At 63.4% G+C, this 11,969-nt stretch carries 17 protein-coding genes and 1 pseudogene; 14 read left to right on the forward strand and 4 right to left on the reverse strand.

From position 1 onward, the window contains the following. The first annotated feature begins 22 nt into the window (after positions 1 to 22). The 3 genes from E8F06_RS13515 (at position 23) to E8F06_RS13525 (ending at position 1,320) form a co-directional block, all read left to right on the forward strand. Positions 23 to 394 (forward strand): tetratricopeptide repeat protein, encoded by a 372-nt coding sequence (locus E8F06_RS13515; RefSeq protein WP_280367956.1) that lies wholly within the window; start codon positions 23 to 25, stop codon positions 392 to 394. An 83-nt stretch (positions 395 to 477) separates the two neighbouring features. Continuing rightward, a complete protein-coding gene (locus E8F06_RS13520; RefSeq protein ID WP_280367959.1) occupies positions 478 to 900 on the forward strand; it encodes a DUF4124 domain-containing protein in 423 nt (140 codons plus the stop codon). A gap of 60 nt (positions 901 to 960) precedes the next feature. Next, the gene (locus E8F06_RS13525) at positions 961 to 1,320 is read left to right on the forward strand and encodes a PilZ domain-containing protein (RefSeq protein WP_280367961.1); all 360 of its coding nucleotides are present in this window, start codon (positions 961 to 963) and stop codon (positions 1,318 to 1,320) included. Positions 1,321 to 1,423: 103 nt separating this feature from the next. Here the strand turns inward: E8F06_RS13525 and E8F06_RS13530 are convergent, their stop codons facing one another. Together E8F06_RS13530 and E8F06_RS13535 are read right to left on the reverse strand one after the other, a co-directional pair. Further along, positions 1,424 to 1,927, reverse strand: coding sequence for a L,D-transpeptidase family protein (locus E8F06_RS13530; RefSeq protein WP_280367964.1), 504 nt, complete (start codon positions 1,925 to 1,927; stop codon positions 1,424 to 1,426). Between the two features lie 45 nt (positions 1,928 to 1,972). Further along, positions 1,973 to 2,527 carry an NUDIX hydrolase gene (locus tag E8F06_RS13535; RefSeq protein WP_190830920.1) on the reverse strand — a complete coding sequence of 185 codons (555 nt, stop codon included), beginning with the start codon at positions 2,525 to 2,527 and terminating at the stop codon, positions 1,973 to 1,975. Positions 2,528 to 2,696: 169 nt separating this feature from the next. Here E8F06_RS13535 and E8F06_RS13540 point away from each other — a divergent pair, with 169 nt between their 5' ends. The 5 genes from E8F06_RS13540 to E8F06_RS13560 are packed head-to-tail and all read left to right on the forward strand — an operon-like array spanning position 2,697 to position 6,023. Continuing rightward, positions 2,697 to 3,299, forward strand: coding sequence for a CoA pyrophosphatase (locus tag E8F06_RS13540; RefSeq protein WP_280367969.1), 603 nt, complete (start codon positions 2,697 to 2,699; stop codon positions 3,297 to 3,299). Between the two features lie 21 nt (positions 3,300 to 3,320). Then, entirely contained in the window at positions 3,321 to 3,845 is a 525-nt protein-coding gene (locus E8F06_RS13545; RefSeq protein ID WP_280367972.1) for a gamma carbonic anhydrase family protein, read from the forward strand. Further along, complete coding sequence (locus E8F06_RS13550; protein ID WP_190830926.1) at positions 3,845 to 4,054, forward strand: DUF1289 domain-containing protein; 210 nt, start codon at positions 3,845 to 3,847, stop codon at positions 4,052 to 4,054. The genes E8F06_RS13545 and E8F06_RS13550 overlap by 1 nt, the downstream gene beginning before the upstream one ends. A gap of 17 nt (positions 4,055 to 4,071) precedes the next feature. Then, complete coding sequence (gene purT, locus E8F06_RS13555; protein WP_280367974.1) at positions 4,072 to 5,253, forward strand: formate-dependent phosphoribosylglycinamide formyltransferase; 1,182 nt, start codon at positions 4,072 to 4,074, stop codon at positions 5,251 to 5,253. After that, positions 5,250 to 6,023, forward strand: coding sequence for an SGNH/GDSL hydrolase family protein (locus E8F06_RS13560; protein ID WP_280367977.1), 774 nt, complete (start codon positions 5,250 to 5,252; stop codon positions 6,021 to 6,023). Before purT ends, E8F06_RS13560 begins: the two co-directional genes overlap by 4 nt. Positions 6,024 to 6,081: 58 nt before the next feature. Here E8F06_RS13560 and E8F06_RS13565 read toward each other — a convergent pair. After that, positions 6,082 to 6,762: pseudogene (locus tag E8F06_RS13565) on the reverse strand (transporter associated domain-containing protein); the annotation flags it as partial. A 151-nt stretch (positions 6,763 to 6,913) separates the two neighbouring features. Next, positions 6,914 to 7,714 (reverse strand): inner membrane protein YpjD, encoded by an 801-nt coding sequence (locus E8F06_RS13570; protein WP_280367983.1) that lies wholly within the window; start codon positions 7,712 to 7,714, stop codon positions 6,914 to 6,916. Between the two features lie 156 nt (positions 7,715 to 7,870). On the opposite strand from E8F06_RS13570, the gene ffh reads away from it, so the two are divergent. The 6 genes from ffh to E8F06_RS13600 all read left to right on the forward strand — a co-directional run bounded on the left by ffh (position 7,871) and on the right by E8F06_RS13600 (position 11,956). After that, positions 7,871 to 9,244, forward strand: coding sequence for a signal recognition particle protein (gene ffh, locus E8F06_RS13575; protein ID WP_280367985.1), 1,374 nt, complete (start codon positions 7,871 to 7,873; stop codon positions 9,242 to 9,244). A 135-nt stretch (positions 9,245 to 9,379) separates the two neighbouring features. Continuing rightward, entirely contained in the window at positions 9,380 to 9,631 is a 252-nt protein-coding gene (rpsP, locus tag E8F06_RS13580; RefSeq protein WP_069085410.1) for a 30S ribosomal protein S16, read from the forward strand. Between the two features lie 8 nt (positions 9,632 to 9,639). After that, positions 9,640 to 10,176, forward strand: a complete 537-nt coding sequence (gene rimM, locus E8F06_RS13585; RefSeq protein ID WP_280367987.1) for a ribosome maturation factor RimM — start codon at positions 9,640 to 9,642, stop codon at positions 10,174 to 10,176. Positions 10,177 to 10,185: 9 nt separating this feature from the next. Then, entirely contained in the window at positions 10,186 to 10,938 is a 753-nt protein-coding gene (gene trmD / locus E8F06_RS13590) for a tRNA (guanosine(37)-N1)-methyltransferase TrmD (protein WP_280367989.1), read from the forward strand. 44 nt (positions 10,939 to 10,982) lie between these two features. Next, positions 10,983 to 11,333: a 50S ribosomal protein L19 gene (gene rplS / locus E8F06_RS13595; protein WP_003451517.1), complete on the forward strand. Its 351-nt coding sequence runs from the start codon at positions 10,983 to 10,985 to the stop codon at positions 11,331 to 11,333. A gap of 194 nt (positions 11,334 to 11,527) precedes the next feature. After that, positions 11,528 to 11,956: an acyl-CoA thioesterase gene (locus E8F06_RS13600; RefSeq protein ID WP_271470165.1), complete on the forward strand. Its 429-nt coding sequence runs from the start codon at positions 11,528 to 11,530 to the stop codon at positions 11,954 to 11,956. Positions 11,957 to 11,969 lie beyond the last annotated feature (13 nt).

Genomic DNA, 11,969 nt, shown 5'->3' on the forward strand with positions numbered 1-11,969 from the left:
CCGGTGGACGGAGGAACCAACCATGCGAACCCTGATCATCCTGACCCTGCTGGCGGCCGTGAGCGGCTGCACGCGCTGGTCCCTCGACCATCACCTGAACAATGCCTACCGCTCCTACGAGGACGGCGACTGCGAAGACGTGATGCTCGAACTGTCCAAGGCTGAGCGCAAGAGCCGCTCCCGCCAGTACCTGCAGCCGGAAATCTCTCTGCTGCGCGGCCAGTGCCTGGAGCGCCAGAACCTGTTCGTCGATGCGGCGCAGACCTATCAGTTCATCATTGCCCGCTACCCCTCCAGCGAGTACGCCTACCGTGCCAAGGCGCGCCTGGAGACGCTCCAGCAGCTCGGCCGCGTGGGCAGCAGTACCACCAAGGCCAACGCGGCGCCGCTCTGACCCGTAAGCCGGCCGTCGGTCGTTGGCCGCTTGAGCTGCGACGGGCCGGGACTAAGCTGAGCCTCTATCCGAGGGACCCAGGAATGCGCCACCTGCTGTGCTGCCTGTTGCTGATACCGGCCATCGCCGGCGCGGAGATATATCGCTGGACCGATGCGCAGGGCCAAGTGCATTTCAGCGAGACGCCACGGGAGGGAGCCGAGGTGGTATCGGTGAAACCCCAGGTAGTGGAGCGGGATCAGGCGACCCGAGAGCGTGAGGCTCGCACCGAGAAAATCCACGACGCGCGTCGCCAGGAACAGGCAGCCGCCGTCGAGAAGGCCGAGGTAGCACGCGAACAGCGGCAGAAGCTGTGCGGCGAGTGGCGCGATCAGCAAGGACAGCTGAGTCACGGCGGACCGTACTACCGTCTCGACGAGCGTGGCGAGCGACAGTACTACACTGATCAACAGATCGACTCCTTCCGTCGCAAATTGGCCGAGAGCCTGGCCCGAGATTGCAATTGAAGGTTGGTCTGGGGCGGCAACGAGTCCATACTGAAATGCCATCAATAGCGATTTGATATCATGCCGACAAAGCGCCGTATCGAACGCCATCAGTTGCCTTACTACCTGAAGGTGTTCAATCGCATCACCGACAAGCCCATGGGTTACCTGGGCAACGTCTCCATGGACGGCCTGATGCTGATCAGCCAGCTGCCCATGCTGGTGGGCGCGCGCTTCGACATGCGCTTGAAGATTCCGGGCAAGGATGGGCAGCTGCACTTCATCGACTTCTACGCCACCTGCCAGTGGTGCCATGAGGACGTGACCCCGGCGAACTACGATTCCGGCTTTTCACTGGTGGCACCGCCCGCTGAATACGCGGACCTCATCGATGCCCTGCGTTTCTATTTCAGCTTTCGCCCTTTGGCCGCCTCGGCCTGAATCTGCCTGAAGGATGGTCGTCGGCTGGTCGACTTTTTCCCGAAAATCTCCGAAGAACCAATGAAAAAGGCGCCAGATGGCGCCTTTTTCATTGCAGGTGGGGTCAGGGGCGGATCTCGATCAGGGTGCCGTCCTTCACCAGGCTCCAGATCTCTTGCATGTCCGCGTTCTTCATGGCGATGCAACCCTCGGTCCAGTCCAGGGTGTGGAAGTACCACTCCGGGTATTCCTCATCCAGCGGGGTGCCATGGATCATGATCATGCCGCCCGGTGGCACGCCCTTGTCCCGTGCCTTGGCGGCATCGCGGGCATTGGGGTAGGAGATGTGCAGGGCCAGGTTGAACTTGTCGCTGGTCTTGCGCCAGTCGATCCAGTAGAAGCCTTCCGGGGTGCGCTGGTCGCCTTCACGCAGCTTGGGGCCGGTGGGGACTTTGCCAAGGGAAATGCGGTACGTCTTGAGGATGTCGCCGCGATTCATCAGCAACAGCTTGCGTTCCGACTTCACTACCAGAACCTTGTCGATGGATTTGCCACCCAGCGTCGGCGTAGTGCTTGCCTGGGCGAGAGCGGCAAGGCTCATGGAAAGTACGACTAGCAACCAGCGCATCGGCACGACATCCCCACAGTGTTCACATATTAAGCAGAATAGCGGTCAGGCTTTCTTGTAATAGGCCAGCAACGGCGCGAGTGGCTCGTTGCGCACCGGGAAGACCTGCCCGGCGCGATCGGCGAAGTAGCATTCTAAGGTACGGCCCACGGTCGGAAAAGCCAGCTCCGACCAGGGAATATCCCGCTCGTGAAACAGGCGTACTTCCAGGCTTTCTTCGCCGGCAGCGAAGTCCAGATCCACCAGTTCGGCGCGGAAGAAGGTGTAGACCTGGCTGATGTGCGGCAGGTCGAACAGGGTGTAGAGGCTGAGGTTGCGTACCCGCGCGCAGGCTTCTTCGAGGGTTTCGCGCGTGGCGGCCTGCTCCATGGTCTCGCCGTTCTCCATGAAGCCGGCGGGGAGCGTCCAGTAACCCTTGCGCGGGTCGATGGCGCGACGGCAGAGCAGCACCTGCTCACCCCACACCGGCAGGCAACCGGCGACGATACGTGGGTTCTGGTAGTGGATCGTGTGGCAGCTTTCGCACACGTAGCGCAGGCGGTTGTCGCCGTCGGGGATGCGCTGGACGACCGGGCCGCCACACTGGCTGCAGTATTTCATCGTGGTTCCTCAGGGGCAGGCGCCCATCTTGGCGCGGCACGGTGTCGCACGGCAAGCGGCGTGCCGGGCAAACCAGAGGTGGTGAATGCTGCGACCTGTCGGCGTAGGACTTGGGCGGTCCCAAGGTTCATGCCATGATGCCCGGCAGTCGAGAACAACGAGAAAATCCATGCTGGATGACCTGCTCCGTCGCGTGCAGAGCTACTCCCCGAGAACCCTGGAAACCGATCACGACTTCCCCGAAGCCGCGGTGCTGGTGCCCATCACCCGCAGCGACGAGCCGGAACTGGTGCTGACCCTGCGCGCCAGCGGCTTGTCCACCCACGGTGGTGAGGTGGCCTTTCCCGGTGGCCGCCGCGATCCCGAGGATCAGGACCTGATTCGCACGGCTCTGCGCGAAGCGGAGGAAGAGGTCGGACTGCCTCCGGGTCTGGTGGAAGTCATCGGCCCGCTCAGCCCCCTGGTCTCCCGTCATGGCATCAAGGTCACGCCCTATGTCGGTCTGGTTCCGGACTTCGTCCAGTACAAGGCCAACGATGGCGAGATCGACTCGGTGTTCAGCGTCCCGCTGGAGTTCTTTCGCGATGATCCGCGCCAGATGACCCACCGCATCGACTACCTCGGCCGCAGCTGGTACGTCCCCAGCTATCAGTACGGCGAATACAAGATCTGGGGCCTGACCGCCATCATGGTCGTCGAGCTGGTCAACCTGGTGTACGACGCCGGGATCGACATGACTCGCGCCCCCGAGACCTTCATAAGACTCAAATAAGCCCCGTTCGAGGAGCGCCTGATGAAATACCGCCTTGGAACCGCCCAGGTCGAAGCCCATGCCGACAGCTGGACCGCCCCCACTGCCACCCTGGTGGGCAACGTGCGCCTGGACGCCGGCGCCAGTGTCTGGTTCGGCGCCGTACTGCGCGGCGACAACGAGCTGATCCACATTGGTGAGAACAGCAACGTCCAGGATGGCACCGTGATGCATACCGACATGGGCTTCCCGCTGAACATCGGCCGCTCCGTCACCATCGGCCACAACGCCATGCTGCACGGCTGTTCGGTGGGCGACTTCAGCCTGATCGGCATCAATGCCGTGGTGCTCAACGGCGCGAAGATCGGCAAGTACTGCATCATCGGCGCCAACGCGCTGATTCCCGAAGGCAAGGAAATTCCCGACGGTTCGCTGGTCATGGGCTCCCCCGGCAAGGTGGTGCGGGAGCTGACCGAGCAACAGAAGAAAATGCTCGAAGCCAGCGCCGCCCACTACGTGCACAACGCCCAGCGCTACGCCCGCGACCTGGCGGAGCAGGACGACTGATGGACTCCGAACGCCCCGTCCGTTCGCCCTGCGTGCAGGTCTGCGTGCTGGACGACCACGACATCTGCAGCGGCTGCCAGCGCACCGCCGATGAAATCACCCGTTGGGGCCGCATGGACAATGCCGAGCGCCGCGAGGTCCTGGCCCGTTGCTTCGAACGCGCCAAGGCCAGCGGCCTGTTCATCATTCCCCCGACCCAGGCTTCTTGACTCCCCGAGGAAACGACATGCCCCGTATTGGAACCCCCTTGTCGCCCAGCGCGACCCGTGTACTGCTGTGCGGCTCTGGTGAGCTCGGCAAGGAGGTGGCGATCGAACTGCAGCGCCTGGGCTGCGAAGTCATCGCCGTCGATCGTTACGTCGATGCCCCGGCCATGCAGGTGGCCCATCGCAGCCACGTGATCAGCATGCTGGACGGTGCCGCCCTGCGCGCCGTGATCGAGCAGGAGAAGCCGCACTTCATCGTGCCGGAGATCGAGGCCATCGCCACCGCCACGCTGGTGGAACTGGAAGCTGAAGGCTTCACCGTGGTGCCCACCGCCCGCGCCGCCCAGCTGACCATGAACCGCGAAGGCATTCGTCGCCTCGCTGCCGAGGAGCTGGGCCTGCCCACCTCGCCGTACCACTTCTCCGACAATTTCGAGGATTACTGTGCCGCCGTGGCCAGCGTGGGTTATCCCTGCGTGGTCAAGCCGATCATGAGTTCCTCCGGCAAGGGCCAGTCCGTACTGAAGTCGGACGCCGACCTCAAGACCGCCTGGGACTACGCCCAGGAAGGCGGCCGCGCGGGCAAGGGCCGGGTAATCGTCGAAGGCTTCATCGATTTCGACTACGAGATCACCCTGCTCACCGTGCGCCACATCGGTGGCACCAGCTTCTGCGCCCCTATCGGCCACCGCCAGGTGAAGGGTGATTACCACGAATCCTGGCAACCCCAGGCCATGAGCCCGAAGGCGCTGGCCGAGTCCGAACGCATCGCCCAGGCGGTGACCGAGGCCCTGGGTGGTCGTGGCCTGTTCGGCGTGGAGCTGTTCATCAAGGGCGACCAGGTGTGGTTCAGCGAAGTCTCGCCGCGTCCCCATGACACCGGCCTGGTCACGCTGATCTCCCAGGACCTTTCCGAATTCGCCCTGCACGCGCGGGCCATCCTCGGCCTGCCGATCCCGGCCATCCGCCAGGTAGGGCCTTCCGCGTCGGCAGTGATCCTGGTCGAAGGCAAGTCCAGCCAGGTCAGCTTCGGCAACCTGGGCGCCGCCCTCAGCGAGCCGGATACCGCCCTGCGGCTGTTCGGCAAGCCTGAAGTGGATGGCCAGCGCCGCATGGGCGTAGCCCTGGCGCGGGATGAGTCCACCGACCTCGCGCGGGCCAAGGCGACCCGTTCGGCCCAGGCGGTCGACGTGCAGCTGTGATGCATCTGGCCGGTCTGTGCTGGTGGGCGGCGGCGCTGCCGCTGCTGCCCCTGGCATTGCCCATGGCCGTGCATACCCGCCGTACCGCTCTGCGCCTGGCGCCTGCCGCCGGGCCGGAGCGCGGCCTTGCAGGGGGTGAGCTCGACGGCGAGCCCCTGCGTCTTCTTCTGATTGGCGAGTCCACGGTGGCTGGGGTTGGTGCGTCCTGTCTGGACTTCGCCCTGGCCGGTCAGCTGGCCGCTGCCCTCGCGATGCGCCTGAGGCGCCCCGTCGCCTGGCGTGCCTGTGGCGAGAATGGCATCACCGCCGGCGAGGCTCTGGAGCGGCTACTGCCGCAGGTGGCGGAGGAGCCCGCCGATCTGGTGCTGCTCGTGTTTGGTGTAAACGACACCACCCATTTCAGCTCCAGTCACAGTTGGTTGAGTTCGCTCCAGGGGTTGGCCCGACACTTCACCGAACGTGGCGTGCAGGTTGTCCTGGCCGGCGTGCCGCCGCTGCAGCACTTCAGTGCCTTGCCCTGGCTGTTGCGCCAGTTGCTGGGCTGGCGCGCCAGTTTGCTGGATCGCCAACTGCGGGCGCTGGCGGAGCGTGAGGGTCTTGCCTGCTGTGCCACCCGCCTGGAGATGCGCCCGGAGTTCCTGGCGCTGGATGGCTACCATCCGTCTCCACTCGGCTATTGCGTCTGGGGCGAGTCGCTGGCGGACTGGTTCGTCGCCTCGCTTCAACCGGCCCGGGAGACTGAAGGCCTGGCGCTCGACCTCAGCGTGTGAGGCTGAGGTCGCTGTCGCGGTTTTCTTCGGGTTTGGAACGGCCGGCGGATGGTAGCGATCAGGCCTTCGGCGTAAGTCCGGCACGCCAGGCGAGCACGCGCTGCACGCGGTTTTCGCCGGATTGGAGGATTTCCAGGCGATAGGGACCGACCTTGAGGCAGACGCTGCAGTCGGGAATCTGCTCCAGGGCCTCGGTGATCAGCCCGTTGAGGGTCTTCGGGCCATCGCAGGGCAGGTGCCAGCCGAGCACCCGGTTCAGCTCGCGCAGGTGCAAAGCGCCGTCCAGTTCGTAGCGGCCGTCATCGCGGGACTGGATGCCGGGGTTGGGGGCAAAGTCTTCCAGGCTGCCGAACTCACCCACCAGTTCCTGGAAGATGTCCTCCAGGCTGACCAGACCCACCACGTCGCCGTATTCGTCGACCACGATACCCAGGCGGCGCTTCTGCTTCTGGAAGTTCACCAACTGGGTCAGCAGCGGCGTACTTTCCGGGACGAAATAGGTCTCGCGGCTCACTGCCATCAGCTGCTCGGCGCTGGTCGGGCCTTCGGTCAGCAGGCGCGGCAGCTGGCGCAGGTGGAGGATGCCTTCGATCTGGTTGATGTCTTCGCGGTAGAGCGGCAGGCGGGTGTGGGTGGCGTTCTGCAGCTGGGCGAGGAGTTCGTCCGGCGAAGTGTCCAGGTCGATGCCCTGGATTTCGTTACGGGGAATCATGATCGAACTGACGGTGACTTGCTGCAGCGCGTCGCTCACCGCCACTGGCAAGCGCGATTGGGGCTGAATCTCGACGCCGTGGCGGCGCCGGGTCGCCAGCCAGGCCACTATCGCGCCGGCTACCAGGGAGAGGGTGATTCCTAGGAGGAGGCCGGCGAGCAGTCCGTGCATGGTGTCTTCAGACGTGGAGGATGAATTCGCGGACCAGCTTGCTGCCGAAGTACGCCAGCATCAGCAGGCAGAAGCCCGCCAGGGTCCAGCGGATGGCCTTGTGCCCGCGCCAGCCCAGTTGGTGGCGGCCCCAGAGCAGCACGCCGAATACCACCCAGGCGATACAGGACAGGATGGTCTTGTGCGCCAGATGCTGGGCGAACAGGTTGTCGACGAATACCCAGCCGGAGATCAGCGACAGCGAAAGCAGGCACCAGCCGGCCCAGAGGAAGCCGAACAGCAGGCTTTCCATGGTCTGCAGGGCGGGGAAGTTCTTGATCAGCCCCGACGGGTGCTTGTGCTTGAGCTGGTGGTCCTGCAGCAGCAGCAGCAGGGCCTGGAACACCGCCATGGTCAGCAGGCCGTAGGCCAGGATCGACAGCAGGATGTGGGCGAGAATGCCCGGCTCTTCGTCGATGGCCTGGGAGGTGCCGCCCGGTACCAGCGCTGCCGCCATTACCGTCAGGGCGCCGAGGGGCAGCAGCAGGAGCAACAGGTTCTCGATGGGGATCCGCGCGATGGCCACGATGGTCAGCAGGATCACCGCCGCAGCGATCAGGCTGGCGGCGTTGAAGAAGTCCAGGTAGAGACCGGCAGGCGTCAACAGCTCGAGGAACAGTGCGGTGCCATGGGCGAGCAGCGCCAGGCCGCCGCCGATGATCAGCAGGCGCTTGTCCGGCGTAGTGCGCTGGCCAAGGCGAAGGCCCTGGTAGCCAGTGATGCCCGCATAGAGGAATGCAGCCAAGAGGCTGGGCAGCAGAGGGTGCATAAGTCCTTGTAAGGCAAGCCCGAAAGGCAGTGAGTGTGGCATACAAGGCCTGCCGGTGAAAGACCGCTGGCGGTGTCGGCAAAGCCGACACTTCGTTATACTCCGCCGCCTGCCGCAAGCTCAGCCGGGGCTCACGAGAGCCCGAAAGGAACGCGCATGTTTGAAAACCTTACCGATCGCCTCTCACAGACGCTGCGCCATGTCACCGGCAAGGCCAAGCTGACCGAGGACAATATCAAGGACACCCTGCGCGAGGTGCGCATGGCCCTGCTCGAGGCCGACGTCGCCCTCCCGGTGGTGAAGGACTTCGTCGCCAAGATCAAGGATCGAGCGGTCGGTACCGAGGTTTCCAAGAGCCTGACCCCGGGGCAGGCCTTCGTGAAGATTGTCCAGGCCGAACTGGTGGAGCTGATGGGCGCCGCCAACGAGGACCTGGCGCTGAACGCCGCACCGCCTGCGGTGATTCTGATGGCTGGCCTGCAGGGCGCGGGCAAGACCACCACCGTGGGCAAGCTGTCGCGCTTCCTCAAGGAGCGCAAGAAAAAGTCGGTACTGGTGGTTTCCGCGGACGTCTACCGTCCGGCGGCCATCAAGCAGCTGGAAACCCTGGCCAATGACATCGGCGTCACCTTCTTCCCGTCCGATACCAGCCAGAAGCCGGTGGATATCGCCCAGGCGGCGATCCGCGAAGCCAAGCTGAAGTTCATCGATGTGGTCATCGTCGACACCGCAGGCCGCCTGCACGTCGACGCCGAGATGATGGACGAGATCAAGCAGGTCCACGCCGTCATCAAACCGGTGGAAACCCTGTTCGTGGTCGATGCCATGACCGGCCAGGACGCCGCCAACACCGCCAAGGCCTTCAACGACGCCCTGCCGCTGACCGGTGTGGTGCTGACCAAGGTCGACGGCGATGCTCGTGGCGGTGCCGCGCTCTCCGTGCGCGCCATCACCGGCAAGCCGATCAAATTCCTCGGCATGGGCGAGAAGACTGAAGCCCTCGATCCCTTCCACCCGGACCGTGTCGCTTCGCGCATCCTCGGCATGGGTGACGTGCTCAGCCTGATCGAGCAGGCCGAGCAGACCATGGACCGCGAGAAGGCCGAGAAACTCGCGAAGAAGATCAAGAAGGGCAAGGGCTTCGACCTCGAAGACTTCCGCGACCAACTGCAACAGATGAAGAACATGGGCGGCCTCGGCGGCCTCATGGACAAACTGCCGATGCTCGGTGGCGTCAACCTGGCGCAGATGGGCAACGCGCAGAACGCTGCAGAGAAGCAGTTCAAGCAGATGGAGGCGATCATCAACTCGATGACGCCCGCCGAGCGCCGTGATCCGGAAGTGATCAGTGGCTCGCGCAAACGCCGAATCGCGCTGGGTTCTGGCACCCAGGTGCAGGACGTCGGCCGCCTCATCAAACAGCACAAACAGATGCAGAAGATGATGAAAAAGGTCACCGCCAAGGGCGGCATGGCCAAGATGATGCGCGGCATGGGCAGCATGTTCCCCGGCGGCATGCCGAAGATGTGAGCCCGGCCGCCGACCGGCGGCCCCTAAAAAGAGATTTGCAATCGGCCGCATAATCCTTAGAATATGCGGCCTTTCGGGCCCATGGCCCATGTGTGTGCACAGCTTGAAAAGCACCGACTATAGGAACGAAGTTCAATGGTAACCATCCGTCTTGCCCGTGGCGGCTCCAAGAAGCGCCCCTTCTACCACCTGACCGTGACCAACAGCCGCAATGCGCGCGATGGTCGCTTCGTTGAGCGCGTTGGCTTCTTCAACCCGGTTGCTCAGGGTGCCGAAGTCAAGCTCTCCGTAAATCAGGAGCGCGTCAGCTACTGGCTGAGCCAGGGCGCCCAGCCGTCTGAGCGCGTTGCTCAGCTGCTGAAGGAAGCTGCCAAGGCTGCTGCCTAAGCATCTTTATGAGCACGACGCCGGCCCCCGCCGATGAACTGATCGTTCTCGGCAAGATTTTCTCGGTGCATGGCGTACGTGGCGAGGTGAAGGTCTACTCCTTCACCGATCCGCTGGATAACGTGCTCGATTACCGCCGTTGGACGCTCAAGCGTGACAACGAGGTAAAGCAGGTCGAAGTCGCCAGCGGACGTGTGCACGGCAAGGTCCTGGTAGTAAGGCTGAAAGGGTTGGATGACCGCGAGGTTGCCCGGACCTACGCAGGTTTTGAAGTCTGCGTTCCCGTCAGCGAACTGCCGGAGCTCGACGATGACGAGTTCTACTGGCACCAGTTGGAAGGTCTCAACGTGATCAACCAGGACGGGCACCTGCTCGGCCGTATCGATCACCTCCTGGAGACCGGCGCCAACGATGTGATGGTGGTCAAGCCCTGCGCTGGAAGCCTGGATGATCGCGAACGCCTGCTGCCCTACACGGAGCAGTGCGTACAGTCGATCGACCTGGAGTCCGGCGAGATGCGGGTGGAATGGGACGCCGATTTCTGAGGACCTGACATGAAAGGCATGCAGGTTGAAGTGATCAGCATCTTTCCCGAGATGTTTGCCGCCATCAGCCAATACGGCATCACCAGCCGCGCGGTGAAGCAGGGGCTGCTCAAGCTCAACTGCTGGAACCCACGGAGCTTCACCGAAGACCGCCACCAGACGGTGGATGACCGGCCCTTCGGCGGTGGCCCCGGGATGGTGATGAAGATCCAGCCCCTGGAACGGGCCCTGGCGGCAGCCAAGGCAGCGGCAGGGGAGAAGGCGAAGGTGATCTACCTCTCGCCGCAAGGGCGCCAGCTGAAGCAGGCGGCCGTGCGCGAGCTGGCGAACGAGGAGGCATTGATCCTCATCGCCGGGCGCTACGAAGGCATCGACGAACGCTTCATTGAGGAGCACGTCGATGAGGAATGGTCGATCGGCGACTACGTCCTGTCCGGCGGTGAGCTGCCGGCCATGGTGCTGATCGATGCGGTGACGCGGTTGCTGCCCGGTGCGTTGGGCCACGCGGACTCCGCCGAGGAGGACTCCTTTACGGACGGCCTGCTCGATTGCCCGCATTACACCCGACCGGAGATGTATGCAGGCAAACGTGTTCCCGAGGTGCTGCTCAGCGGCAACCACGAACACATCCGGCGATGGCGTTTGCAGCAGGCGCTTGGGCGCACCTGGGAACGTCGGGTCGATCTTCTGGATTGCCGCTCGCTTTCTGGAGAAGAGAAAAAGCTGCTGGAGGAATATATCCGCCAGCGGAACGATAGTTAACGTATCGATGGCACGCCCAGAAGGCCTGTCTTAGGAGCATAGAGATGACCAACAAAATCATTCAGCAGATCGAAGCTGAACAAATGAACAAAGAGATTCCGGCTTTCGCCCCCGGCGACACCGTAATCGTTCAAGTGAAAGTGAAGGAAGGCGACCGTTCCCGTCTGCAGGCCTTCGAAGGTGTGGTCATCGCCAAGCGTAACCGCGGCCTGAACAGCGCTTTCACCGTGCGTAAGATCTCCAACGGCGTTGGTGTAGAGCGTACCTTCCAGACCTACTCCCCGCTGGTTGACAGCCTGAGCGTCAAGCGCCGCGGCGACGTACGCAAAGCCAAGCTGTACTACCTCCGCGACCTGTCCGGCAAGGCAGCTCGTATCAAGGAGAAGCTGGCCTAATCGCCACAGCTTCCCCGAAAAACCCGCCCAGGTTCGCCTCGGCGGGTTTTTTCTTGCCTGCGCGCGGGGGATAATCCGCGCCCCGCCGGTCTAGACGGACGGGAGTATTCCTGCCCATCCGGCAGCGCATAGAAGAACGACAAGAGTCGCAGCACGAGTGGCAGCCACATGGTTTCGATTCAGGTAGTAGTGGCATGACCCCGAGAGAGCAAGAGATCGCCCGCCGGACAGAGCTGTCCGAAAGCCGGGTAACCAAAGCGGTATTCCCGCCCAGCACCAACCATCACAACACCCTGTTCGGCGGCACTGCCCTGGCCTGGATGGACGAAGTGTCCTTCATCGCTGCCACGCGCTTCTGCCGCCTGCCCCTGGTGACCGTTTCCACCGACCGTATCGACTTCAAGCATCCAATCCCGGCCGGCTCCATCGTCGAGCTGGTGGGGCGCGTGGTGAAGGTGGGCAACACCAGCCTCAAGGTCGAGGTTGAGGTGTTCGTCGAGGACATGTACAGCGCCACCCGTGAGAAGGCCATCACCGGCGTGTTCAGTTTCGTTGCCATCGATGACGAGAAGCGCCCGGTACAGATCCTGCCAGCGTTTCCCCAGGCGGCTGACGCTGCGTGAATGAAAAAGGCAC

Source organism: Pseudomonas sp. BN411 (assembly GCF_029871235.1).
Lineage (GTDB): Bacteria > Pseudomonadota > Gammaproteobacteria > Pseudomonadales > Pseudomonadaceae > Metapseudomonas.

What these genes read in the sequence shown, in the direction of transcription:
- E8F06_RS13515 (WP_280367956.1), top strand. Translation starts at nt 23, where the DNA reads ATGCGAACCCTGATCATCCTGACCCTGCTGGCGGCCGTGAGCGGCTGC.
- E8F06_RS13520 (WP_280367959.1), top strand. Translation starts at nt 478, where the DNA reads ATGCGCCACCTGCTGTGCTGCCTGTTGCTGATACCGGCCATCGCCGGC.
- E8F06_RS13525 (WP_280367961.1), top strand. Translation starts at nt 961, where the DNA reads ATGCCGACAAAGCGCCGTATCGAACGCCATCAGTTGCCTTACTACCTG.
- E8F06_RS13530 (WP_280367964.1), bottom strand. Translation starts at nt 1,927, where the DNA reads ATGCGCTGGTTGCTAGTCGTACTTTCCATGAGCCTTGCCGCTCTCGCC.
- E8F06_RS13535 (WP_190830920.1), bottom strand. Translation starts at nt 2,527, where the DNA reads ATGAAATACTGCAGCCAGTGTGGCGGCCCGGTCGTCCAGCGCATCCCC.
- E8F06_RS13540 (WP_280367969.1), top strand. Translation starts at nt 2,697, where the DNA reads ATGCTGGATGACCTGCTCCGTCGCGTGCAGAGCTACTCCCCGAGAACC.
- E8F06_RS13545 (WP_280367972.1), top strand. Translation starts at nt 3,321, where the DNA reads ATGAAATACCGCCTTGGAACCGCCCAGGTCGAAGCCCATGCCGACAGC.
- E8F06_RS13550 (WP_190830926.1), top strand. Translation starts at nt 3,845, where the DNA reads ATGGACTCCGAACGCCCCGTCCGTTCGCCCTGCGTGCAGGTCTGCGTG.
- purT (WP_280367974.1), top strand. Translation starts at nt 4,072, where the DNA reads ATGCCCCGTATTGGAACCCCCTTGTCGCCCAGCGCGACCCGTGTACTG.
- E8F06_RS13570 (WP_280367983.1), bottom strand. Translation starts at nt 7,714, where the DNA reads ATGCACCCTCTGCTGCCCAGCCTCTTGGCTGCATTCCTCTATGCGGGC.
- ffh (WP_280367985.1), top strand. Translation starts at nt 7,871, where the DNA reads ATGTTTGAAAACCTTACCGATCGCCTCTCACAGACGCTGCGCCATGTC.
- rpsP (WP_069085410.1), top strand. Translation starts at nt 9,380, where the DNA reads ATGGTAACCATCCGTCTTGCCCGTGGCGGCTCCAAGAAGCGCCCCTTC.
- rimM (WP_280367987.1), top strand. Translation starts at nt 9,640, where the DNA reads ATGAGCACGACGCCGGCCCCCGCCGATGAACTGATCGTTCTCGGCAAG.
- trmD (WP_280367989.1), top strand. Translation starts at nt 10,186, where the DNA reads ATGAAAGGCATGCAGGTTGAAGTGATCAGCATCTTTCCCGAGATGTTT.
- rplS (WP_003451517.1), top strand. Translation starts at nt 10,983, where the DNA reads ATGACCAACAAAATCATTCAGCAGATCGAAGCTGAACAAATGAACAAA.
- E8F06_RS13600 (WP_271470165.1), top strand. Translation starts at nt 11,528, where the DNA reads ATGACCCCGAGAGAGCAAGAGATCGCCCGCCGGACAGAGCTGTCCGAA.